General features: G+C 71.0%; 19 protein-coding genes. 7 read left to right on the top strand and 12 right to left on the bottom strand.

The annotated features are described in order from the left end of the window. Positions 1-68: 68 nt before the first annotated feature. A complete protein-coding gene (locus ACNYS0_RS01810) occupies positions 69-977 on the top strand; it encodes a LysR substrate-binding domain-containing protein (protein WP_422470832.1) in 909 nt (302 codons plus the stop codon). On the opposite strand, the gene ACNYS0_RS01805 is transcribed toward ACNYS0_RS01810, so the two are convergent. From ACNYS0_RS01805 to ACNYS0_RS01790, 4 genes are all read right to left on the bottom strand, one after another. After that, complete coding sequence (locus ACNYS0_RS01805) at positions 971-1,576, bottom strand: dihydrofolate reductase family protein (protein WP_422470831.1); 606 nt, start codon at positions 1,574-1,576, stop codon at positions 971-973. The two genes, ACNYS0_RS01810 and ACNYS0_RS01805, sit on opposite strands and share 7 nt — an antisense overlap. Before the next feature lie 97 nt (positions 1,577-1,673). Further along, positions 1,674-2,816, bottom strand: a complete 1,143-nt coding sequence (locus ACNYS0_RS01800) for an acyl-CoA dehydrogenase family protein (RefSeq protein ID WP_422470830.1) — start codon at positions 2,814-2,816, stop codon at positions 1,674-1,676. 43 nt (positions 2,817-2,859) lie between these two features. Continuing rightward, entirely contained in the window at positions 2,860-3,486 is a 627-nt protein-coding gene (locus tag ACNYS0_RS01795) for a TetR/AcrR family transcriptional regulator (protein ID WP_422470829.1), read from the bottom strand. 6 nt (positions 3,487-3,492) lie between these two features. Then, on the bottom strand, positions 3,493-5,346 hold the full coding sequence (locus ACNYS0_RS01790) for an AMP-dependent synthetase/ligase (RefSeq protein WP_422470828.1): 1,854 nt from the start codon (positions 5,344-5,346) through the stop codon (positions 3,493-3,495). A 402-nt stretch (positions 5,347-5,748) separates the two neighbouring features. Here ACNYS0_RS01790 and ACNYS0_RS01785 point away from each other — a divergent pair, with 402 nt between their 5' ends. The 5 genes from ACNYS0_RS01785 (at position 5,749) to ACNYS0_RS01765 (ending at position 12,486) form a co-directional block, all read left to right on the top strand. Continuing rightward, complete coding sequence (locus tag ACNYS0_RS01785) at positions 5,749-8,058, top strand: molybdopterin cofactor-binding domain-containing protein (protein WP_422470827.1); 2,310 nt, start codon at positions 5,749-5,751, stop codon at positions 8,056-8,058. Between the two features lie 45 nt (positions 8,059-8,103). Beyond that, complete coding sequence (locus ACNYS0_RS01780) at positions 8,104-8,580, top strand: (2Fe-2S)-binding protein (RefSeq protein WP_422470826.1); 477 nt, start codon at positions 8,104-8,106, stop codon at positions 8,578-8,580. A gap of 146 nt (positions 8,581-8,726) precedes the next feature. After that, positions 8,727-10,526, top strand: coding sequence for an FAD-dependent oxidoreductase (locus ACNYS0_RS01775; RefSeq protein WP_422470825.1), 1,800 nt, complete (start codon positions 8,727-8,729; stop codon positions 10,524-10,526). After that, a complete protein-coding gene (locus tag ACNYS0_RS01770; protein ID WP_422470824.1) occupies positions 10,526-11,581 on the top strand; it encodes a maleylacetate reductase in 1,056 nt (351 codons plus the stop codon). The genes ACNYS0_RS01775 and ACNYS0_RS01770 overlap by 1 nt, the downstream gene beginning before the upstream one ends. Then, a complete protein-coding gene (locus ACNYS0_RS01765; protein WP_422470823.1) occupies positions 11,578-12,486 on the top strand; it encodes a dioxygenase family protein in 909 nt (302 codons plus the stop codon). The genes ACNYS0_RS01770 and ACNYS0_RS01765 overlap by 4 nt, the downstream gene beginning before the upstream one ends. Here the strand turns inward: ACNYS0_RS01765 and ACNYS0_RS01760 are convergent. From ACNYS0_RS01760 to ACNYS0_RS01740, 5 genes are all read right to left on the bottom strand, one after another. Beyond that, on the bottom strand, positions 12,483-13,409 hold the full coding sequence (locus ACNYS0_RS01760) for a helix-turn-helix domain-containing protein (RefSeq protein WP_422470822.1): 927 nt from the start codon (positions 13,407-13,409) through the stop codon (positions 12,483-12,485). The genes ACNYS0_RS01765 and ACNYS0_RS01760 overlap by 4 nt on opposite strands. A 76-nt stretch (positions 13,410-13,485) precedes the next feature. Beyond that, positions 13,486-15,168 (bottom strand): glycoside hydrolase family 13 protein, encoded by a 1,683-nt coding sequence (locus ACNYS0_RS01755; RefSeq protein WP_422470821.1) that lies wholly within the window; start codon positions 15,166-15,168, stop codon positions 13,486-13,488. A 60-nt stretch (positions 15,169-15,228) separates the two neighbouring features. Beyond that, on the bottom strand, positions 15,229-16,080 hold the full coding sequence (locus ACNYS0_RS01750; RefSeq protein WP_422470820.1) for a carbohydrate ABC transporter permease: 852 nt from the start codon (positions 16,078-16,080) through the stop codon (positions 15,229-15,231). Beyond that, entirely contained in the window at positions 16,077-17,042 is a 966-nt protein-coding gene (locus ACNYS0_RS01745) for a carbohydrate ABC transporter permease (protein WP_422412290.1), read from the bottom strand. The genes ACNYS0_RS01750 and ACNYS0_RS01745 overlap by 4 nt, the downstream gene beginning before the upstream one ends. Continuing rightward, positions 17,039-18,244 carry an extracellular solute-binding protein gene (locus ACNYS0_RS01740; protein ID WP_422470819.1) on the bottom strand — a complete coding sequence of 402 codons (1,206 nt, stop codon included), beginning with the start codon at positions 18,242-18,244 and terminating at the stop codon, positions 17,039-17,041. Before ACNYS0_RS01740 ends, ACNYS0_RS01745 begins: the two co-directional genes overlap by 4 nt. Positions 18,245-18,547: 303 nt before the next feature. Here ACNYS0_RS01740 and ACNYS0_RS01735 point away from each other — a divergent pair, with 303 nt between their 5' ends. Continuing rightward, the gene (locus tag ACNYS0_RS01735; RefSeq protein ID WP_422470818.1) at positions 18,548-19,567 is read left to right on the top strand and encodes a LacI family DNA-binding transcriptional regulator; all 1,020 of its coding nucleotides are present in this window, start codon (positions 18,548-18,550) and stop codon (positions 19,565-19,567) included. Positions 19,568-19,603: 36 nt separating this feature from the next. Here the strand turns inward: ACNYS0_RS01735 and ACNYS0_RS01730 are convergent, their stop codons facing one another. The 3 genes from ACNYS0_RS01730 to ACNYS0_RS01720 are packed head-to-tail and all read right to left on the bottom strand — an operon-like array spanning position 19,604 to position 22,397. Further along, positions 19,604-20,434: a citryl-CoA lyase gene (locus tag ACNYS0_RS01730; protein WP_422470817.1), complete on the bottom strand. Its 831-nt coding sequence runs from the start codon at positions 20,432-20,434 to the stop codon at positions 19,604-19,606. Continuing rightward, positions 20,434-21,639 (bottom strand): CaiB/BaiF CoA transferase family protein, encoded by a 1,206-nt coding sequence (locus ACNYS0_RS01725; protein WP_422470816.1) that lies wholly within the window; start codon positions 21,637-21,639, stop codon positions 20,434-20,436. The genes ACNYS0_RS01730 and ACNYS0_RS01725 overlap by 1 nt, the downstream gene beginning before the upstream one ends. Further along, the gene (locus ACNYS0_RS01720; protein WP_422470815.1) at positions 21,636-22,397 is read right to left on the bottom strand and encodes an IclR family transcriptional regulator; all 762 of its coding nucleotides are present in this window, start codon (positions 22,395-22,397) and stop codon (positions 21,636-21,638) included. Before ACNYS0_RS01720 ends, ACNYS0_RS01725 begins: the two co-directional genes overlap by 4 nt. Positions 22,398-22,422: the final 25 nt, after the last annotated feature.

Genomic DNA, 22,422 nt, shown 5'->3' with positions numbered 1-22,422 from the left:
CCTATGCACCGTTCGCGTCCACGTGCCGATGACGGACGTAATGTTCGAAGATCCTGGACAATGGAGTAATGGAGACACGACGGCTGCGGCTCTTGGCGGAACTGTCCCGGCTGGGCTCGATGCGCGCGGTCGCGGACACGGTGGGCACCACGACCTCGACGGTCTCGCAGCAACTCGCCGTCCTGGCAAAGGAGATGGGGGCAGAACTGATCGAGCCGGAGGGGCGGCGGGTGCGGCTCACCCCAGCCGGGCGGCGGCTGGCCGAGCACGCCGCCGTGATCCTCGCGGCCGTCGAGACCGCGCGCCTCGACCTCGCTCCGGGCGCCGAGCCGAACGGGACACTGCGGGTGGCCGGGTTCGCCACCGCCATCCGCGTCCACCTGCTGCCCCTCGTCACCGAGCTGGCGGCGAGCCACCCCCGGATGCACATCCTCGTCCGCGAGCACGAACCCCCCGAGGCCCTGGAACTGCTCGCCTCGGACGAGACCGATCTCGCGCTCACCTACGACTACAACCTGGCCCCCGCCGACCCGAACCACGCACTGCACACCACCGCTCTGTGGACCGCGCCGTGGGGCCTCGGTGTCCCCGCCGACGCCGAAGTGCCGGACGGGGCGGACACCCTCGAGGTCTTCGACGTGTTCCGCGCGCAGGACTGGATCGTCAACTCCCGCGGCACCTCCGACGCGACCGTCATCCACACCCTGGCGTCCATGGCCGGGTTCACACCCCGCGTCACCCACCAGGCCGACAGCCTCGACCTGGTTCAGGGCATGATCACCGCCGGGCTCGGCGTCGGACTGCTGCCCATCGGCACCCCCACGTTCCCAGGGGTCCGGATGCTGCCGCTGACCGGACCCGAGGTGGTGCTGCGCGCCCATGCCGTCGCGCGGCACGGGCGCCTGGGCTGGCCGCCGCTCGCCCTGGTCACCGAACTGCTCACGCGGCGAACCGTGTCCCGGGCCGCCGCTCAGTAGCTGTCGTAGCTGGGCTCGCCGTTCGGCCGGTAGACGCCGACGACCGTGCCGCCCTTCGTCGTCGAGACGCTGACGGGTTCGAGCGCGGTGGGGATCGCCCCGTCGGCGAACAGCCGCTTGCCGGTGCCGATGATCACCGGGTGGATGGTCAGCCGGAACTCGTCGACGAGGCCGTTGCGCATCAGGGTCTGGGCCAGGTCGCCGCTGCCCACGACATTGATCTCGCCGCCGCCGGACGACCGCAGCCTCCGCACGGCGTCGACGACATCGCCCTCCAGCAGCGTGGAGTTCTGCCACTCGACGGACGTCAGGGACCGGGACGCCACGTACTTGCGCATGCTGTTCATCCGCGCGGTGAACGGGTTGCCCGGATCGGCGGTCGGCCAGTACGACGCGAAGAGCTGGTACGTCTTGCGGCCGAGCAGCATCGCCTCGGCGTGCTCGTACCAGCCGGCGATGGCCGCGCCGACCTCCTCGTCGCTCGTCGGCTTCTGCCAGCCGCCGTGCTCGAACCCGTCCTCCAGGTCCTCGTCCGAGGCGCCCGGCGCCTGCATCACGCCGTCCAGTGTCAGAAACGTACAAACATTGATCTTGCTCATGAAGTGCTCCCTTCGTCGACGGGTAGACCGGACGACCGCAGGAAACTCATCGAAGGGCCCTGAAGGGAACACACCGCGCGGGCCCCGCGCGAGGGCCCTACAGCCCGTACGTCTTGCCGATGATGTCCCGCTGGATCTCGCTCGTCCCGCCGTACACCGTCGACACCACCGTCGCGCGCAGCAGGGCCTCCATGCCGTACTCGGTGGCGTAGCCGTAGCCACCCATCATCTGCATGCCCTCCAGGGTGATGTGCTTCGCCAGCTCCGTGCACTTGAGCTTCGCCATCGAGGCCTCGCGGGGGAACACCTTGCCCGGCTCCGCGTCGATCGTCGCGGCGGTGTCGTCCAGGAGGAGCTGCGCGCACTCCAGTTCCGTCGCCATGTCCGCGACGCGGTGCTTGAGCGCCTGGAAGGAGCCGATCGGGCGGCCGAACTGCTCGCGCTGGCGTACGTACGCCAGGGTGTCGTCGAAGGCCCGGCGCGCCACCCCCAGCATCATCGCGGCGAGGATCATCCGCTCCAGGTTGAGGCCCGCCATCAACTGCGTCCAGGCCTTCCCCGGCGTGCCGACCACCGCCGAGTCCGGGACGAAACAATCCGTGAAGTAGAGGTCGTTGACCTCCTTGCCACCCATCGTGTCGATGCCGCGGATGGTCAGGCCCTCGGCGTCGGTCGGCACCATGAACTGGGTCAGACCCTCGTGCTTCGCCGAACCCGGTTCCGTACGGGCGATCAGCAGGATGTGGTCGGCGAAGTGGGCGTTGGAGCACCACGTCTTCTGGCCGTTGACCAGATAGCCGCCCGCGGTGCGCTCCGCGCGGCAGGTCAGCGCGCCCACATCGGAACCGGCCCCCGGCTCGGACATCGAGACCGACTCGACGCGGCCGTTCACCACGCCTTCGAGGACGGTGCGCTTCTGCTCCTCGGTGCCGAACTTCTCGTACGCCGCCGCGGTGATGATCGTCGTGCCGAAACCGCTGATGGGGGCGCGGCCGTAGGACGTCTCCTGGAGGAAGAGGGAGAGGTCCACCATGCCGCGGCCCGCGCCGCCGTACTCCTCGGGGACGGCGATGCCGAGCCAGCCGAGCTTCGCCATCTTCTCGTACAGCTGCTGGTTGTGGTGCTCCACGCCGTTGGACGTCAGCTTGTCGCGCTGCTCCTTCGTGCCGCACTCGCGGCCGCAGAAGTCCGCGATGGCCTTGACCAGATCGCGGCGCTCGTCGGACAGGACTCGGGGCATTGGGGTCTCCTGAGGAAGAGGAAGGGTGTGTACGTGACGTGGGTCAGCCGTTGCGTACCGCGGGGAAGACCGTGTGCAGCAGATGGACGACCGAGCGGGTGAGCATCACGTGCAGGTCGTCGCGGGTGAGGGTGCCGCGCGTCAGCCACTCGTGGGACGCGGACTTGAGCATGGCGCTGTGGGCGCGGATCATCGCGCGGAGCTTGTCCCGGCCCGCGTCCTCGTCGACGTCCGTCATCATCGCGGCCTCAAGGATCCGGTCGGTGGCGATCTCGTCGGCCTCCAGCATGATCCGGTCGACCTCCGGGTCGCCGAGGGACTCCATGCCGATGGCCGCGAGCCACATGTCCCGGTTCCGCTCGACGACTTCGAGCCAGCGGTCGACGCAGACGGCCAGGCGTTCCTCGGCCGTGGTCGGCGGCAGCCGCTGGGACACGGAGGCCGGGATGACCATCATCTGCCGCACCACTTCCAGGTACAGCTGCCGCTTGTCGCCGAAGTAGTGGTTGACGAGGGCCCGGGCCACACCGGCCTCCGCCGCGATGTCCGAGATCGACACCGAGGCGTAGCCGGCGGACCCGAACCTTCGGCGGGCCACGGCGAGGATCTCGGCGCGGCGCGCGTCCGGTTCCATCCGGCGCCGCCGTGTGGCCTGGGCCTTGCCTGTCATGGGCGACTACTCCTTGTCCTTGTCCCTGTCCGCTGGTTCGTCGGACTCGTACATCGACTCGATCGTCGCCGCGTGCAGATCGTCGATGGCGCGGCGGCGCAGGCTGAGCTTGGGTGTCAGCTCGCCGGTCTCCGTCGTCCAGGGGCCTGCGAGGACCCGGTACCGCTTGACCTGTTCCACGCGCGAGAGCACCGCGTTGGCCTCCTCGACCGCCGCGTCGAGCGCCGCCAACACTCGTGGGTGCACGGCGAGTTCGTCGAGTTCGGTCGTGGTGAGGCCGGCCGCGCGTGCCCACTGCGGGGCCGCCTCCTCGTCGAGGACCAGGAGTGCCGTGACATAGCGGCGCCGGTCGCCGATCGCGACGGCCTGGCCGATCAGCGGGTGGGCGCGCAGCAGGGACTCGATCCTCGTCGGGGCGATGTTCTTGCCGCCGGCGGTGATGATGAGTTCCTTCTTGCGGTCCGTGACGGTGACGATGCCCCGGGAGTCGACGGTGCCGACGTCCCCGGTCGGCAGCCAGCCCTCCGTGTCCGTGCCGGAGGCGATGGCGCCGTCCGCCTGGAGGTACCCGGCGAAGACCACGGGGCCGCGGACGAAGAGTTCGCCGTCCTTGGCCGCCTTGACCTCGATGCCGGGGCCCGGGCAGCCGACGGAGCCGAGCGCGAACACGTCGGGGGTGCTGACCGTGGCCGCACCCGTCGTCTCGCTCAGGCCCCACACCTCGTACACCGGCAGGCCCACGCTCGCGAGGAACTCCAGGACGGCCGTGGGGATCGGGGCCGCGCCGCTGAACGCCCGCAGGCAGTCGTCGAAGCCGATCGCGGCGCGCAGCGGGCGCAGGGCGAGCTCGTCCAACGTCTCGAGCTGCTCGGCCAGTTCGGGCGGTACGCCCTTGTCGGCCGAGCGCAGTCGGAAGACCTCCAGTGCCGTCTTCTGGACCTGTGCCAGGGCCGTCGCCTGCTCCTCGGGGAGCGCCGCGAGCTGGGCGCGCAGGCCGGTGGTGAGCTTCTCCCACACTCGCGGCACACCGAAGAAGCCGTGCGGGCGGACCTTCTGGAGCGCGGGCAGCAGCTGGTCGGGGGAGGGGCAGATGGTGACATGGCCACCGCTGCATATCGGCATGTAGATCCCGAGGACCCGCTCCGCGATGTGCGCCATCGGCAGGTACGCGACGGAGCGCGGGTGCTCGGGCAGTGGCACCAACTGCTCCTGCATCAGGGACTCGTGGATGACGTTGCGGTGCGAGAGCACCACGCCCTTGGGGTCGCCCGTGGTGCCCGAGGTGTAGACGAGGGCCAGCGGCTGGTCCGTGGTGGCGGCGTCGGTGAGCGTCTCGAAGGCGGCGTCGTCGGGCGGCAGCGCGTTGCGCACGGCCGCGTAGCTGACGAACCGCGGGTCGTCGGCGGGCGCCGCCGACCGGTCGAGGACGACGACGGCCCGCAGGTGGGGCAGGTCGTCGAGGACGGGCGACCAGCGCCGCACCTGCTCCTCGCCCTCCAGGACCAGCACGGTGGCCGCACTGTGCCGGGCGATGACGCCGATCTGCTCGGTGCTCAGTGTGTCGTACGTGCTGCACGGGAGCGCGCCGATGTGGGCGGCGGCCAGGTCGGTGACCCAGTGCTCGGCGCGCTTCGACATGGCGATGAGCAGGCGGTCGCCCTGGTTCAGGCCGAGTTGGGCGAGGCCGCGGGTCAGCGCGGCGGTCTCGGCGCGCAGTTGGCTCCAGGCCAGGGTGCCCGCGTCCGGCCCGATGCCGGTGGTCAGGGCTGGCCTGTCCCCGAATTCCTGGGCGTTGCGGCGCAATAGTTTGGTGATCGTCAGTCCGTCGATGGACTGACGCAGCGGCTCTGTTGGCGTCACGGCGGCTCCCGGGAACGTACGACGTGGAACGTGCGGGGTGGGGCGGACTGTGGGTGAGCGGTGCCCACCGTGGACCGTTATTGGCGCCGTGTCAATAAGTCGCGTCGTCGTATCCGCTCGTCGACGGTCAGCCGCTGCCCGACGGACTCCCGGCGGATGCGCGGGAGTTCATGGAGGACGCCCGCCTGCTGCCCTCCTGCGCGGGCCCGACCCCTGATCAGCGCGTTCTCCCGGTATACGCTGGGCGGCCGGGTCGGCGACATGATCGGCCTGTCCAAGGAACCGAGCCTGGAACCGCTCGTCGCCGGTGCCCGGCCACTGCTCGTGGCCTCCCGTGAAGGGCTCGTCCCCCCACCGGGGGTGCCGGCGGTCGGACATGGACCGGCCGGAGTGAGAGGAAGTATGCGCAGACGACAGTTGCTCGGCTACGTACTGGCGGCACCCACGCTGGTGGCCGCGGCCGAACTCGCACCGGCAAGGCAAGCGGCGGCGGAGGGGACGGTGGCCAAGGGGGGAGCGGCCCAGGATGTCGCGGGGGCCGGCGGTCTGCCGTCCCTCGACATCACGGAGGTCGTCGACCTCAACGACGCCCTGACCCTGGCGGCCGCGCCGACCTCCGCGCTCATCACCGTCCAGGTGAACAAGGACGGCACGGTGTCCTTCGCGCTGCCCCGCGCGGAGGTCGGCCAGGGCATCACCACCTCGACGGCGATGCTGATCGCGGAGGAGCTGGACGTACCCCTCGACCGGGTGCACGTCACGCTCGCCGACGCCCGCCCCGAACTCCTCTTCAACCAGCTCACCGGCGCCTCCAACACGACGATCGCCACCTACACCCCGGTGCGCGTGGCGGCCGCCATCGCGCGCGGCAGGCTCCTCGACGCCGCCGCGCTCGTACTGGACGCGACCGTCGACGAGTTGAGGATCAAGGCGGGCGTCGTCCTCGGCTCGGCGGGCAAGAGCATCGGCATCGGGGAGCTGGCCGAGAAGGCCGCCGCGAGCACGACGCGGAAGGCCACGGCGCGGCTCAAGTCCGCCGACGAGTTCTCCGTCATCGGCACACCGCAGGGCCGCGTCGACGCCCGCGCCGCGGTCACCGGCGCCAAGAAGTTCGCCATGGACCTCGCCGTTCCGGACGCGCTGCCCACCATGGTGTGCCGGGCGCCCACCATCAACGGCAAGGTCGGCTCGGTGGCCAACCTCGACACGGTGCGGGCCATGCCCGGTGTCACCGACGTCGCGGTCGTCTCCACCGGCGTCGCCGTGCGGGCCCGCACCTTCGGCCAGTGCATCGACGCCGTACGCGCCCTTGAGGTGTCCTGGCGGGGCGGCACGGCCGAGGGCAAGTCCGACGCCACGGTCCTCGCCGAGCTGAAGAAGGCCGAACCCTCCATGGGGCTGCCGTCGTTGAACCGCACCGTGGAGGAGACCTTCACCTTCCACTTCCGCGGCAACAGCGCCCTCGAGCCCAACTGCGCCATCGCCGACGTCCGTTCCGGCAAGGCGGAGATCTGGGGCGGCCTCAAGTCGCCGATCGTCGCCAAGCAGACCATCGCCGCCCGACTCGGCCTCCCGGTCGGCGCCGTGACCGTCCATGTCACCGAGAGCGGCGGCTCGTTCGGCCGCAAGCTGTTCTTCGACGCTGCCCTCGAAGCCGCCGAGATCTCCCAGAAGCTGGGCAAGCCCGTCCGGCTCATGTGGCACCGCGCCGACGACGCACGCCAGGGCCGCGCCCACCCGATGGCCACCTCGCGGGTGCGCGCCTCGTACGCGGGCGACAAGGTGCTGAGCTTCAAGCAGCGGCACACCAGCGTCGCCACCGACCTCACCATGGGCTTCGGCGAGGCACTCACCTCCGTGGCCGCGAAGCTGCCGGTCGCCGACCTCGCGTTCTCCGAGACGTTCTTCCAGCTGTCGCAGTCGATGCCGTACGAGTTCGGGATCTACAGCCGGCTCCTCAACGAGACGGACAAGGGCTTCAACACCGGCAGCATGCGCAACGTCTACTCGCCGGACGTGACCTGCGCCCGCGAGCTCATCGTGGACCGGCTCGCCGCGAAGCTGGACAAGGACCCGCTCGCGTTCCGCCGGGACTTCCTGCACGACGAGCGGGCCCGCGCGGTCCTCGACAAGGTCGCCGAGGTCGGCCGGTGGGGCCGGGAGCTGCCGGACGGGGTGGCGCAGGGCATCGCCGTGCACACCGAGTACCACGCGGCGAACGCGGTCCTCGTGGAGATCGACTGCCGCCCGGAGACGGTGAAACGGCCGATCCGCGACGGTGTCACGGGCCCCCGGGTCACCAAGGCGGTGTGCGCGGTCGACGTGGGCCTCGCGGTCAACCCCCGCGGCCTCGAGGCCCAGATGATGGGCTGCCTCATGGACGGCATCGCACAGACCCTCACCTCCAGCCTGCACCTCGAGGACGGCCACTTCCTGGAGGCGAGCTGGGACAACTACGCCTACACCCGACAGTGGAACACCCCGCCCGAACTCGACATCATCGTCATGCCGAACACGAGCGAAAAGCCCGGCGGGGCGGGGGAGTTGGGCGTCGCGGCATCGATGGCCGCGGTGGCGTGCGCGTACGCGAGGGCGACCGGCACGATGCCGACGACGTTCCCCGTCAACCACGACACGCCCTTCTTCATCCCCAAGCCGACCGTCCCGCCGGTGCCGCAGTCGCCGACGGACGGCCTCACCCACGCCATCTGACCCGCACCCGACCCACCGATACGAATCAGGGAGACTGGAAACCCCGTGCCCAAGCACACATTTCGCGTCAACGGCGAGCAGGTCACGGTCGACGTAGAGGACGACGTGCGCCTGCTGTGGGTGCTGCGCGACATCCTGGGCGTCACAGGACCGAAGTACGGCTGCGGCATCAACGTCTGCAAGGCCTGCACCAGCCACCTCAACGGCAAGGCCGTCAACCCCTGCTCGATTCCCGTCAAGGCGCTGGCCTCCGATGACGAGGTGACGACCATCGAGGGCCTCGCCGACACCGTGGACACGGACCTGCACCCGATGCAGCAGGCCTGGCTCGACCAGGACGTCGCCCAGTGCGGCTACTGCCAGCCCGGCCAGATCATGGCCGCGGTGGCGGTGGTCCGCCGGGCCAAGGAGGAGGGCCGCGCCATCACCGACGCGGACCTCGACGGCATCCGCAACGTGTGCCGGTGCGGCACGTACTTCCGGATCCGGGAGGCGATCCGCGAGGGCGCCAAGGGGATGTGAGTCCCGGCCCCGACGAGGGGCGACTTTCGTGAAACCGCCATGTGTTGGCGGACCCGCCGACTTCGGAGCGTACGGTTCCGAAGTCGGCGGGTCCCGCGGAGACTTGTGGCTCCGACACCGACGCCGGATTCACGAAAGGCCCCACGATGCCCGCTTTCAGCGATGGGACACCGGAGACCGAGCCACCCGCAGGACCGACGGTGACAACGGACGTCGTGGTCGTCGGCTCGGGCCCGGCCGGGGCCGCCGCCGCGCTCCTGCTGTCGACGCTCGGCGTCGACACGATCATGATCACGAAGTACCGGTGGACCGCCAACACACCTCGCGCGCACATCACCAACCAGCGCACGATGGAGGTCTTCCGCGACCTGGGCATCGAGGAGCAGGTGCTCGCGGACGCCACCGAGCACGCCCTCGTCGGCGACACCGTCTTCTGCACGAGCATCGCAGGCGAGGAGATCGGCCGGATCCGCACCTGGGGCACGCGCCCCGACCGCGAGGGCGACTACCGCCTCGCCTCGCCCTGCCTCACCGTCGACATCCCGCAGACGTACCTGGAGCCGATCCTGGTCCGCAACGCCACCGAGCGCGGCGCGCACACCCGGTTCTCCACCGAGTACCTGTCCCACGCCCAGGACGCCGACGGTGTCACCGTGCGGGTCCTCGACCGGCTCACCGGCCATGAGTACAGCATCCGCGCGAAGTACCTGATCGGCGCGGACGGCGCCCGCTCCAAGGTCGCCGAGGACATCGGCCTGCCCTTCGAGGGCGCGATGGACATCGCCGGATCGATGAACATCACCTTCAAGGCCGACATCGCCCGCCACGTCGAGCACCGCCCGTCCGTCCTGTACTGGGTCGTCCAGCCCGGCTCGAACGTCGGCGGCATCGGCGCGGGACTGGTGCGCATGGTGCGCCCCTGGAACGAGTGGCTCATCGTGTGGGGGTACGACATCGCCGAGGAACCCCCGGTCGTCGACGAGGCAGCCGCCGTGCAGATCGTCCGCAACCTCCTCGGCATCCCGGACCTCGACGTCGAGATCACCGGCACCAGCCTGTGGGGCAACAACGAGATGTACGCGACCCGGCTGCACGAGGGCCGGGTGTTCTGCGCGGGCGACGCCGTCCACCGGCACCCGCCGAGCAACGGCCTCGGCTCGAACACCTCCGTCCAGGACTCCTACAACCTGGCCTGGAAGCTCGCGGCCGTGCTCAAGGGCCATGCGGACCCCACGCTCCTCGACACGTACACGGCCGAGCGGGCACCGGTCGCGGAGCGGATCGTGAAGCGGGCCAACAAGTCCGGCCGCGAGTTCGTGGGCATCTTCGAGGCGCTCGGCCTGCTCGGCGCCACGACCGAGGCCGAGATGGCGGCCGCCATCGAGGAGCGCAAGGACAACACCCCGGCGGGCGCCGCCAAGCGGGCCGCCCTGGTGCGCGCCATGGAGCTGAAGAACTACGAGTTCAACGCGCACGGAGTCGAACTCGGCCAGCACTACACCTCCGCCGCGATCCTCCCCGACGGCAGCGAGCGCCCCGCGCCCGCCCGGGACACGGACCTCTACTACGAGATGTCGACCGTCCCCGGCGCCCACCTGCCGCACGCCTGGGTCGGCGACAGCACACACCGCCACGCGCTCATGGACCTGGCGCCCTACGACCGCTGGACGCTCCTCACCGGCATCGCGGGCGAGGCCTGGGAGCAGGCAGCGGAGAAGGTCGCCGGAGAGCTTGGTGTCCCGCTCGCCACGGTCGTCATCGGGCCCGGCCGCGAGGTGACCGACCTGTACTACGACTGGGCCGGGTTGCGCGAGATCGAAGAGAGCGGTGTGCTGCTCGTGCGCCCCGACAAGCACATCGCGTGGCGGTCGACGAGCCTGCCCGACGACCCCGCTCAGGAACTGCGCCGGGCCCTGGCGTCCGTCCTGGGAAGGAACGAACCCTGATGCACTTCGTCCACGAAACGCTCCCGCAGACCGTGCGGTTCGCCTCCGGCGCCGCCGCGGAGAGCCTCGCCGCCGCGCTCGGCCGCCTCGGCAGCGAGCGGGTGATGGTCATCGCCGCTCCCTCGGCGAAGGAGCCGGCTGAGCGCATCACAGCAGGACTCCCCGTCGTCGTGCGCCACGACGATGTCGTCATGCACGTCCCCGTCGAGACCGCGCGGCGCGCGAGAGAGGTCGCCGCGGTCCACGGAGCCGACGCCGTCGTCAGCATCGGCGGCGGCTCCGCCACCGGCCTCGCCAAGGCGGTCGCGCTGACCTCCGGGCTCCCGGTCGTCGCCGTCCCCACCACCTACGCGGGCTCCGAGGCGACCCCGGTGTGGGGCCTGACCGAGGGTTCCGTCAAGACCACGGGCACCGACCCGAAGGTGCTCCCGCACACGATCGTCTACGACGCCGAGCTGACGCTGGGCCTCCCCGTGGGCCTCAGCGTCGCGTCCGGCCTGAACGCTCTGGCGCACTGCGTGGACTCCCTGTGGGCCCCGCGCGCCGACCCCCTCAATCAGGCCCTGGCCGCCGAGGGCGCACGGGCACTGTGCGCCGGACTGCCCCGGGTGGCGGCGGAGCCGGAGGGCCTTGAGGGCCGGGAGCAGGCCCTGTACGGGGCCCACCTGTCCGCCGTCGCCTTCGCGTCCGCCGGGTCCGGGCTGCACCACAAGATCTGCCACGTCCTGGGCGGCCGGTTCAACCTGCCGCACGCCCAGACCCACGCCGTCGTCCTCCCGTACGTCCTCGCCTTCAACGCACCGAGCGCCCCACAGGCGGAACGGCGCCTCGCCGCGGCCTTCGACGCCCCCACCGCCGACGAAGGGCTGGCCCGGCTGCGCGCAGAGCTGGACGCGCCCCGCTCGCTGCGTGACCTCGGCATGCCGCACGACGGCATCACGGCGGCCACCGAAGCCGTCCTCGCCGCCGCCCCGGCCGACAACCCCCGGCCCGTCACACCGGAAGGCATCACGGCACTGCTCGAGGCCGCCTGGGAAGGAGCCGACCCCCGATGACACACACCCCCAGCACGTCCGCAGGCATCCCGGCCGAACAGCGGGAACGCGAGGCCGATGTCCTGCGTCAGGTCCTGCGGTCCTTCGAGGACTGCACCGACCCCCGGCTGCGCCAGGTCCTCGAATCCCTGACCCGGCACCTGCACGCGTTCGTCCAGGACGTACGGCTCACCGAGGAGGAATGGAGTACGGGCATCGACTTCCTCACCCGGGCCGGACACATCACCGACGAACGCCGCCAGGAGTTCATCCTGCTCTCGGACGTCCTCGGGGTGTCCATGCAGACGGTCGCCGTCAACAACGAGGCATACGGCGACGCCACCGAGGCCACCGTCTTCGGACCGTTCTTCATCGAGCACAGCCCCGAGATCGAGCAGGGCGGCGACCTCGCCTTCGGTGCCGCCGGAGAACCCTGCTGGGTCGAGGGCACCGTCACCGACACCGCCGGGAAGCCCGTGGCCGGGGCGCGGATCGAGGTCTGGGAGGCCGACGAGGACGGCTTCTACGACACGCAGTACGGCGACGACCGCGTCGCGGCCCGCGCCCATCTGTTCTCGGACGCCGAGGGGCGGTACCGGTTCTGGGGCCTCACCCCGACCCCGTACCCCATTCCCCACGACGGCCCGGTCGGAGGCCTGCTGGCGGCCTCGGGACGCTCCCCGATGCGGGCGCCGCACCTGCACTTCATGGTCACCGCGACCGGACTGCGTACGCTCGTCACGCACATCTTCGTCCGTGGGGACGAACTGCTCGACAGCGACGCGGTGTTCGGAGTGAAGGAGTCCCTCGTCAAGGACTTCGCGCCACAACCGGCCGGTACACCGACGCCCGACGGACGCGAGCTGGAGGGCAGGGCCTGGTCCCGCGTCCGCTTCGACATCACGCTGGCACCGGACGGCAGCTAACCGGTCCGGGCCCCGCGCAGCACGTCCGAGGCCCGTACCCCGTAGCGCTCCTTGAATCGGTGGGAGAAGTGGGCGGCCGAGCCGAAGCCGCAGCGGACCGCGGCTTCGGCGACCGTCGCGCTGCCGCCCCCGGAGAGGATGGTGTGGGCCAACTCCAGCCTGCGGCCCAGCAGATACTGGGGAACGCTCGAGCCGCCCGAGGAGAACACGCGCGACAGATGCCGCTCGCTGATGCCCACGCCACGGGCGATGCGCGCCGCCGAGAGGCCGGGCTCGGCCAGATGCTGGTCGATGTACACCTTGGCGATCGCCAGATGGGCCGAGGCGAGCGCGGGCGGCCGGCCGGTCACCAGGCTGCCGAGCAGCCCCAGCAGGGTCTGCTCGTCGACGGTGTCGGGGACGCCCGGGCGCAGCGCCCGGCCTGCCAGCCCGGCGAACGTCCGCGCCTCGACGGAGCCTTCGCCGACATCGAGGACGAGAGGCCGCTTCAACGTCGACGGCCCGCCGATGTCCCGCCACACCGTGCGCGGCACCTTGACCGCCAGCTCCTCGAGTCCCTTCGAGAAGCCCCGCACGAAGGGCCGGTCGGCATCGCAGACGATCAACTGTCCCGAGCGCAGCAGGTGGACCCCGTCGTCGTGGTAGAAGAACGCGTCGTCCGCCAGGTTCAGGTAGCAGGCCATCGCCTCGGACGGGGTGCGCCGGATCACCGCCTGGGGACGCTCCACGATGTGCGGGCTGCCGAGGACCCGCGCGAGATGGACCCGGGGGAGCTGGAGATTGATCTCCGTGGCGTCCAGGCGCCGTTCGCCGAGGGAGCGGCACCGCAAGCCGATCAGTGCTTCGGCGTTGTGCCGCTCCCACAGAGCGATGTGCTGTTCCTCGGGGAGGTTCAGGGTGCTGAAGCTGACGGGGTGCGTCATGGTCCCGAGCCTCCCGGTTCCTGAGTCTGGCTTCTCGCGTCTGGTTAAACGCTCAACAGCTCAGGTTAGTGGGTTTTCAGGCGGCCGGCTCCGTGCGCAGCCACACCGCCGTGTCCGCGGGCAGCAACCCCTCCTCCGTCAGCGGACCGCTCGCCAACAGCACCTGACCGGGCGGGAGATGGGCGGGCGGCCCGTCGACGTTGACCACGCACTCCCAGCCGTCGAGGCGCGTGAAGTGCAGCAGCTGTTGCGTCTCTCCCATCCGGGGCTCGCCCAGCACCTCGCTGCCGGGGGCGCCCGGCCGCAGCAGCTCGCGGCGCAGGCGCAGCGCCGTACGGTAGAAGGCCAGGTGCGAGTCCGGGTCCCGGTCCTGGGCCGCCACCGACAGGGCGCCGAAGTCCTCAGGTTGCGGCAGCCAGCCCGCCGCGTCCCCGAATCCGTACGACGGGCCGTCGGCCTCCCACGGGAGCGGCACCCGGCAGCCGTCCCTGCCCTTGCGGCGGCCGCCGGACTGTCCGTACACGGGGTCCTGGAGGTCCTCCACGCGCAGGTCCGCGACCTCCGGCAGGCCCAGTTCCTCGCCCTGGTAGATGTACGCGGAGCCGGGCAGGGCGAGCATCAGCATCGTGGCCGCGCGGGCGCGGCGCAGGCCGAGTTCGCGGTCGGGCTCGGGGAGTCGGCCGTCGGCGCGCAGCCACGCCTCCAGATCGGTGCCGGGCGGCAGACCGAGCCGCGAGGCGTGCCGGACCACGTCGTGGTTGGACAGAACCCAGGTCGCCGTCGCGCCCACGGAACCGGCCGCGTGCAGTGACTCCTCGATCACCTTCGCGAGGTCGGGCGTGCGCCAAGGGGCCGACAGGAACTCGAAGTTGAACGCCTGGTGCAGCTCGTCGGGCCGGGTGTAGAGCACCCTGCGGGAGTTGGTCACCCAGGCCTCGGCGACGGCGACGCGCGGTGGTGTGTAGTCGTCGAGGACCGTGCGCCAGTCGCGGTAGATCTCGTGCACCTCGTCGCGGTCCCAGTACGGGTGGGTGCCCGGCGGCATGTCGTCGTGGATGCCCTTGTACTGGGGGCGGCCGATGTCGGCCAGCGGCCCGGCGAGGTCCTTGGCGCAGCCGTGCGCCACGTCGATACGGAAGCCGTCGACACCGCGGTCCGACCAGAACCGCAGGGTCTTTCGGAAGTCGGCGCGCACGTCCTCGTGTTCCCAGTTCAGGTCGGGCTGCTCGGGCGCGAACAGGTGCAGGTACCACTGCCCGTCGGGCACCTGCTTCCACGCGTTGCCCGAGAAGCTGGCCTCCCAGTCGGTGGGCGGGAGCGAGCCGTCGGGGCCGCTGCCGTCGCGGAAGACGTAGCGCTCGCGGGCCGGGGAGCCAGGCGGGGACGCCAAGGCCTCCTGGAACCAGACGTGCTGGTCGGACGTGTGGTTGGGGACGATGTCGACGAACACCTTCAGGCCGAGGCGGTGCGCCTCGGCGACCATGGTGTCGAAGTCGTCGAGACTGCCGAGCCGCGGGTCGACGTCCCGGTAGTCGGCGACGTCGTAGCCGCCGTCCTTCAGCTCCGAGGGGTAGAACGGGCTGAGCCAGATCGCGTCGACGCCCAGGTCGGCCAGGTGGTCGAGGCGGCGGGTGATGCCGGGGAGGTCGCCGATCCCGTCACCGTTGGAGTCGGCGAAGCTGCGCGGGTAGATCTGGTAGACGACGGCCTGACGCCACCAGTCGGCGTCCTGCGGGGAGTTGTCGATGTGCTCGGTCATGCGGACTCCGTACGTAGTCGAGTGGGGGATCCAGCTGGAGCAGGGGCAGGTGTGCCGTGGTCATCCCTTGACCGCGCCGTCCGTCAGGCCGGACAGCACACTGCGGCGGAAGATCAGGACAAGGAGCGCGATGGGGACCGTCGCGGCCATGGCGCCGGCGAAGATGGTGCCGAACGGGATCTCGTAGACGCCGGAGAACAGGGCGATGCCCACCGGCACGGTCCGGAAGTCGTCGGAGGAGTTGAAGGTCAGGGCCATCAGGAACTCGGTCCAGGTGGCGGTGAACGTGAACACCCCGGCGGTGAACAGGGCGGGCCTGGCCTGCGGCAGGATCACCGACAGGAGCGTGCGGACCGGGGACGCGCCGTCGACCGTCGCCGACTCCTCCAGCTCGTGCGGGATGTCGAGCAGCGAGTTCCGCAGGATCCACACCGCGAACGGCAGATGGAAGGCGACGTACGGGATGATCAGGCCCCAGTAGCTGTTGAGCAGGTCCAGCTGCCGCTCGACCAGGTACAGCGGGGTGACCACGGCGATCGTCGGGAACACCGAGATCATCAGCAGGGCCACCATGATGGGTCCCCTGCCGCGCAGCGGCATCCTGCCCAGCGCGTACCCGGCGAACAGGCCGAGGGCGAGGACGATGGCCGTGGCGCTGAGGCAGATGACCGCGCTGTTGAGGAGATAGCGGTCGAAGCCCGCCGAGGTCAGCGCCCGCGCGTAGTGTGCCCATGTCGGGTCCTTGGGCAGCACGGTGGGCGGCGAGGCGCCCAGTTCGCCTTCCGGCTTGAAGGACGTCACCGCCATCCACAGCAGCGGCAGCGACACCGCGAGGACCAGCACGAACGCCCCGATGTTCACGACGTTCAGCCAGCGGTGCACGCCGGTGACCTGTCGTCCGCGGCGGCTCATCGGCCCACCCCTCCCTCGTCCACCTGCATCTTGAAGGCCCGTAGGAACAGCAGGCAGCCGATGGCGACCAGCGCCCCGGTTGCCGTGGCGATCGCCGCCCCGAGCCCGACGTTGAGGTCCTGGAACAGCGCCTTGTAGCCGAGGATCGCCAGCGACTGGGTGGCCGTGCCCGGACCGCCCTGGGTGAGGACGAAGGGCAGGTCGAAGATGCCGAAGGCCTGCAACACACGGAAGAGCACCGCCACCGCGATCACCGGCCGCAGCGCGGGCAGCACCACCAGGCGGAACGTCGTCCAGGCCCCCGCGCCGTCCATCTCGGCCGCCTCGTACCGCTCCTGAGGGATCTTCACCAGACCGGCCAGGATGATGACGGCGACGAACGGTGTCGTCTTCCAGATGTCCGCCACCGCGAGCCCCGCGACGGCCGGCACCGGCTTGCCCAGGATCACCGGCGGCGCCTCCATGACCAGGCCGAACAGCCAGGTCACCGCCCCGTACCCGGCGTCGTACAGATACGCCCACAACTGTGCGGAGACGACGGTGATCAGCGACCACGGAATGAGGAGCAGCGCCAGGATCCAGCCGCGCCCCGCCTCCAGGCGCTCAAGGAGCACCGCCACCGCGATGCCGAGGACCATCTCCACCGCGACCGTGCCCAGCGTGTAGCCCACGGTGAACACCAGCGCGTCCAGCCACGCGGAACTGGAGAACATCGTGGCGTAGTTGGCGACCGTCCACTCCTGGACCTCCATGCCGCCGAACGTGAAGCGGATCTTGGCGAAGCTGGTCACCACGGAGTACAGCACCGGGAAGAGCGTCACCAGACCCACCACGACCAGTGTCGGAGCGGTGAACAGCCATCCGGTGCGCGCCTTGCGGCGCCGCAGCCCGTCTCCCCGGACCGCGGTCTCGGGACCCGGCACCGTCGTCGCCCGCGGCCGGGTGCGCACGGGGGCCGTCACAGCGACTCCCCGGCGAGCGCCGCGGTCAGCTGGTCCTGCGCGTCGGCCACCGCACGGCCGACCGGCACACCGGTGAGCACCCGGTTCGCGTGGGTGTAGATCGCCTTGCTCACCTGCGGGTACGAGGGATTGCGGGTCGGGCGCGCGACCAGTTTCATCTCCGGCGCCAGGGCGTAGACCGGATTCTTCGAACCGCGGATCCAGCGGCTGTTGAGGGCCTCGCGCGTGGTGGGCAACTGCGCGCCGTGCTCGGCGAGGACCATCTGACCCTCCTGGGCGATGAACTTGGCGAAGGCCGCGGCCGCGCCCAGCTTGCGGGAGTGCGGGTTGAGGTAGTTGCACCAGCCGCCCAGGCAGCCGAGGCCGCCCTCGCGCCCCTCGAACCCGGGGCGCAGCGCGGCGCCGACCTTCCCGGCGACCGACGAGTCCGGAGCGGTGGCGACTCCCCAGGCGTAGGGCCAGTTCCGCAGGAACAGCGAGTGCCCTCCGGTGAAGTCGTCGAGCGTGTTCTGCTCGATGAACGTGGAGACGGCGGACGGGGAGACACGGCTGGTCACCAGGTCCCGCATCAGGCCGAAGGCCCGCTCGGCCGCCGCTCCCGCGAAGGTGGCGCGGCTGCCGTCCGGGGAGAGTGCCTGGCCCCCGGCGTCCGCGAGGATCTCGGTGACGTTGCAGGTCATCCCCTCGTAGACGCTGCCCTGCCAGACGAACCCGTGCTTGATGTCACCGGCGCGCTGGACCCGCCGCGCGGTGCGCATCAGCTCCTCCCAGGTGCGCGGCACCCGCAGCCCGTGCTTGTGCAGCAGGTCGCGCCGGTAGTAGAGGTACGGCTGGTCCTGGTACAGCGGGAAGGCGTACCGGTGACCCTCGTAGCCGAGCGAGGTGAGCAGCGCCTTGGGATAGCGCTGCCACTCCTCCTCGTCCAGCAGTGACTCGACCGGCAGCGCGAAGGACGCGGCGCCGAACTGGGCGGCCCACGTGATGTCGCCCTGATAGACATCGGGACTCGTACTGCCCGCGGCCAACTGTGTGGACAGCGCCGAGCGTTGGGTGTCGGTACTGGCGGGCGCCTTGATGATGTTCACCGAGATCTGTGGGTACCGCTCGCGGAAAGCGCTGATCAGACGGGGTGCCAGATCACCGCCGTCCTTCGCGGCCACCGAGCTGTACCACCAGTCGATGGTCGTCTTCCCGCGTGGCACCTGCCGCGCCTCGGACGGATCCGGGGGAGCGGCCGAGGCCCGGGAACAGGCCGAGACGAGAGGGGCAGCGGCGGCGGTACCGGCAGCGATACCCAAGGAGGACAAGGTTCTTCTGCGGCTCAATGTCATGGGGAGGTGCTCCTGCCGAAGTGGCGGCTGACCCAGCGCTGACAACTTCCTGAGAACGCTTGCACGCTAGGCAGTCACTTCCCGGGAGGTCAATGGGTCTGCACAGCACGGAGTTGAAGACAACGCTTTCACGGCCCCTGCCGTCGTGCGTCGCCGCTGTGCTACGTTCCCGCCATGCCGATACCCGACCAGCGCTACCCGACGATGGCCGATGTGGCCGAGCGGGCCGGGGTGTCGGTCTCGACCGTCTCGCGCACGCTGCGCGGCATGGCCACCGTCTCGCCCGAGGCGCGCCGGCGTGTCGAACAGGCCGCCAGGGAGCTGGAGTTCGTGGTGTCCCGGCAGGCGTCCTCGCTCGTCACCGGGCGCACGGGGAACGTCGCCGTGCTGGCCCCCACCCTCTCGTCCTGGTTCGTGGGATGTGTGCTCCAGGGCCTGAGCACACAGCTGAGCGGTGCCGGCCTTGACCTGCTGATCTACCCCGTCGCCGAAATGTCCGAACGGCAGGCCTTCTTCGAGCGGCTCCCGGCCCGGCGGAACGCCGACGCGTTGATGGTGCTCAGCTTCGACCTCACCGAGGAGGAGACCGCGCGCCTCGACGGCCTCGGCATGCCGGTCGTGTACGTCAGCCGCAAGGTCGAGGGCCGACCGAGCGTGTACGTGGACGACGTTGCCGGAGGCCGCGCCGCCACCCGGCATCTGCTCACCCTCGGCCACCGCCGCATCGCGTACCTCTGCGGCAACCGGAGCGACGGCTTCACCTACAGCTCGCGGCAGCGCAGGACCGGGTTCTCGCAGGCCCTGGCCGAGGCCGGGACCGAACCCGCCCTCGTCCGCGAGGTGTCGCACAGCCGTCGCGCGACACTGGAGACCATCGGGGAGCTGACCACTCTGTCCGACCCGCCCACCGCGGTCTTCGCCGAGACCGACGAACTCGCCCTCGAACTCCTCACCGTGCTGCGCGAGGCCCGGATCGACGTCCCCGAGCAGCTCTCCGTGGCGGGCTTCGACGACCACCCGGTGGCGGAGTGGGCCGGCCTGACCACCGTCGCGCAGGACCCGGTGAGCCTGGGCGCGGTGGCCGGCGGCATGGTCACGGACCTGATCGCGAAACCGGACGCCGACCCTGCTCCGCATCGGGAGCTGCCGCTGAGGCTGATCCCGAGAGGGTCGACGGTGCGACCCGGGAGGTGATCGGTCCCGGGTGTCGCGCGACCGCGGCGGGCGGGGTCACGCGTCGGTGTGTCCCCGCTTCAGGTCACGTGGTGCCGCACCGTGGTACCCGGCCAGCAGAGGTTTGGGCAGCGGGCCCTTGATCCGGTTGCCGGTCTGGTGCTCCTCCCAGGCGTGCGCGAGGATGCCGACGCTGCGGGAGAGGACGAACAGGCCGCGCCCCAGTTCCGCCGGGAAACCCAACTCGGCGTAGACGATGGCGGTGGCACCGTCGATGTTCATCGGCACCGGGCGAGTCCGGCCCGCGGCCAGTGCCTCCTCCAGTGCGAGACCGGCGGCCAGGGCGTGCCCCGGAACCTCCCCGGCGTCCACGGCCTCGCGCACCAGCGCCAGCAGCGGATCGCGGCGTGGGTCGTGCGGGTGGAAGCGGTGCCCGAACCCGGGCACGTACGCCCCCCGCGACCTGAACTCCGCGACCAACTGGGCGGGTTGGGCCCCAGCGGCGATCCGCTCCAGGACCTCCATGCACTGCTGCCCCGCCCCGCCGTGCGTGTCGCCGAGCAGCCCCGCGCCCGTGGCCACCGCACTGTTGAGGCCGACCCCACAGGTCGCGGCCATGCGTGCTGCAGCGATGGAGGGCGCCTGCGGGCCGTGGTCGACGGCGGACACGAGGGCGGCCTCCAGGAGCTTTCCCTGGGCGGGGGTGGGGAGTTCGCCGCGCAGCATGAGCCAGATCTGCTCCGCGAAGGTGACATGGCCGATGAGCTGTTCCACCGGGTAGCCGCGCAGCAGTATCTCGCCGGGGCGGATGCGGCTCACCGCCGTGGACCACCAGCCGGTGACCCGGTCCTGCTCGATCAGGCCTTCGGGCGTGCCCGGCTCGCTCATCACACCGCTCCCTTGCTGCGCAGCTCCGCGATCTCCCGCTGCCCGTAACCGAGTTCGGCCAGAACCGTGTCGGTGTGCTCGCCCAGGCGCGGGGGCGGGCAGCCCGGGCCGACCGGTTCGCCGTCGACCTGGGTCGCGCTGCCCAACACCTGGAGGGGGCGGTCGCGGCCGTCCGGGAAGGGCAGGTCGTGGACGAAGCCGCGGGCGCTCACCTGCTCAAGACCGAGGGCGTCCGGGACGGACAGCACGCGGGCGGCGGGCACGCCCGCGTCGGACAGGACCTCCTCCCACTCCTTGGCGGTCCGCAGCGCGAGGCCCGCCTCGACCTCGGCGCGCAGCGCCTCACGGTGTGTCTTGCGGTCGGCGGGGTGGGCGAAGCGCGGGTCGGACAACAGGTCCTCGCGGTCGACGAGGCGGCACAGCGTCGCGAACTGCTGCTGGCGATTCGCCGCGATGTTGAGGTGGCCGTCGGCGGTGGCGAAGGTGCCGGAGGGGGCCGCGGTGAAGTTCTCGTTGCCCATGGGCTGCGGACTGCGCCCGGTGATCAGGTAGTTGGAGGTGACCCAGCCCATCGCGGTGAGGGCGGACTCCAGCATGGACACATCGAGGAGGGCCCCCTCGCCCGTGCGCGCCCGGCGCACGAGGGCGGCCGCGACCGCGTAGGCCGCCGCCATGCCGCCCAGGGTGTCCGCGACGGGGAATCCGGCCCGCAGCGGCGTGACCTCGGGGGTGCCGGTGACGCTCATCATTCCGCTGAGGCCCTGCACGATCTGGTCGTAGGCGGGGCGGTGCCGCATCGGGCCCGTCTGCCCGAAACCGGAGATGGCGCAGTAGACGAGGCCGGGGTTCTCGTTCCTGAGCGCGTCCCAGCCGACGCCGAGCCGGTCCATCACGCCGGGCCGGAAGTTCTCCACGAGGACGTCCGCGTCGCGCACGGCGCGCAGCAGGGCTTCCTTGCCCGACGGTTCCTTGAGGTTGAGGGTCAGGGACCGTTTGCCGGCGTTCTGTGCGAGGAACGAGGCGCCGAGCAGATCCTCGCCGAGCGCACGGTCGGCGCCCAACTGCCTTGCCAGGTCCCCGGATTCGGGCATCTCGACCTTCACGACGTCGGCGCCGTGGAGCGCGAGCTGATAGCCCGCGAAGGGCCCGGCGAGGACGTTGGTGAGGTCGAGGACGCGTATGCCCTCCAGCAGTGGCGTGCTCATCGTGCGGTGCCTCCGATGCAGTCGAGGGCGGTGAGCGCGGTCGCCGATTCGACCAGGAGCTTTCCGAAGTCGGCCACGATCTCCTCGGTGAAGCGGGTGGTGGGCCCGCCCAGGGCGAGCGCGGCGACGACCCGCCCGGACGTGTCGAAGACGGGCGCCGCGACACCGGACACCCCCGCCTCGCGCTCCCCGTGACTGGCCGACCAGCCCGTCACCGCGGCCCGCTGTGCCCGCTCCCACAGCAGTGCGGGCCAGTCCTCGTGCGGGGCCCCGGCCGCTACCGCCTCGACGTCGGCGCGGTCGGCGCGTGACAGCAGGACGTGGCTGGCGGCACCGGACCACAGCGGCATCTCCTCGCCGACCCGCACCACGTGCCGCAGCGTGCGAGTGCCCTCGTGCCGGGCGATGCAGACGCGGGCGCCCTGCTGACGCACGTACAGATGCACGGCCTCGCCGCTGCTGGCCTCGCTCAGCTGCCTCATCAGGGCGAGCGCCGACTCGGGCAGCTTCCAGGTGGATCCCGCGAGCTCGGCCCACCGCAGCAGTCCGGGGCCCGGCACCGTGCGGCCGTCGCCGCGGCTCCACAGCAGCCCGCACTGCTCCAGCGTGTGCACGAGACGGACGACGGTGGACTTGGCGAGTCCCGTCGCGTCGACCAGCTCGCGGACGGTGCGGGCCGGGTGCTCGGCGTCGTACAGGGCGAGCAGGTCGACCGCGCGCTGCACGCTGCGCACGCCTCCCGCTTCGGACTCGGGCATGGGTCTCCTCCCGGAAACAGAACAT

This window comes from Streptomyces anthophorae (assembly GCF_049310305.1).
Lineage (GTDB): Bacteria > Actinomycetota > Actinomycetes > Streptomycetales > Streptomycetaceae > Streptomyces.
Note: the sequence above shows the minus strand (reverse complement) of the source record. Positions and strands in the feature narration are given on the sequence as shown.

Bases quoted from the DNA above. Each gene is read 5' to 3' on its own strand.
- ACNYS0_RS01720 (WP_422470815.1), bottom strand. From the start codon at position 22,397: ATGCCCGAGTCCGAAGCGGGAGGCGTGCGCAGCGTGCAGCGCGCGGTC.
- ACNYS0_RS01775 (WP_422470825.1), top strand. From the start codon at position 8,727: ATGCCCGCTTTCAGCGATGGGACACCGGAGACCGAGCCACCCGCAGGA.
- ACNYS0_RS01725 (WP_422470816.1), bottom strand. From the start codon at position 21,639: ATGAGCACGCCACTGCTGGAGGGCATACGCGTCCTCGACCTCACCAAC.
- ACNYS0_RS01750 (WP_422470820.1), bottom strand. From the start codon at position 16,080: ATGAGCCGCCGCGGACGACAGGTCACCGGCGTGCACCGCTGGCTGAAC.
- ACNYS0_RS01765 (WP_422470823.1), top strand. From the start codon at position 11,578: ATGACACACACCCCCAGCACGTCCGCAGGCATCCCGGCCGAACAGCGG.
- ACNYS0_RS01795 (WP_422470829.1), bottom strand. From the start codon at position 3,486: ATGACAGGCAAGGCCCAGGCCACACGGCGGCGCCGGATGGAACCGGAC.
- ACNYS0_RS01770 (WP_422470824.1), top strand. From the start codon at position 10,526: ATGCACTTCGTCCACGAAACGCTCCCGCAGACCGTGCGGTTCGCCTCC.
- ACNYS0_RS01805 (WP_422470831.1), bottom strand. From the start codon at position 1,576: ATGAGCAAGATCAATGTTTGTACGTTTCTGACACTGGACGGCGTGATG.
- ACNYS0_RS01730 (WP_422470817.1), bottom strand. From the start codon at position 20,434: ATGAGCGAGCCGGGCACGCCCGAAGGCCTGATCGAGCAGGACCGGGTC.
- ACNYS0_RS01810 (WP_422470832.1), top strand. From the start codon at position 69: ATGGAGACACGACGGCTGCGGCTCTTGGCGGAACTGTCCCGGCTGGGC.
- ACNYS0_RS01760 (WP_422470822.1), bottom strand. From the start codon at position 13,409: ATGACGCACCCCGTCAGCTTCAGCACCCTGAACCTCCCCGAGGAACAG.
- ACNYS0_RS01800 (WP_422470830.1), bottom strand. From the start codon at position 2,816: ATGCCCCGAGTCCTGTCCGACGAGCGCCGCGATCTGGTCAAGGCCATC.
- ACNYS0_RS01785 (WP_422470827.1), top strand. From the start codon at position 5,749: ATGCGCAGACGACAGTTGCTCGGCTACGTACTGGCGGCACCCACGCTG.
- ACNYS0_RS01735 (WP_422470818.1), top strand. From the start codon at position 18,548: ATGCCGATACCCGACCAGCGCTACCCGACGATGGCCGATGTGGCCGAG.
- ACNYS0_RS01755 (WP_422470821.1), bottom strand. From the start codon at position 15,168: ATGACCGAGCACATCGACAACTCCCCGCAGGACGCCGACTGGTGGCGT.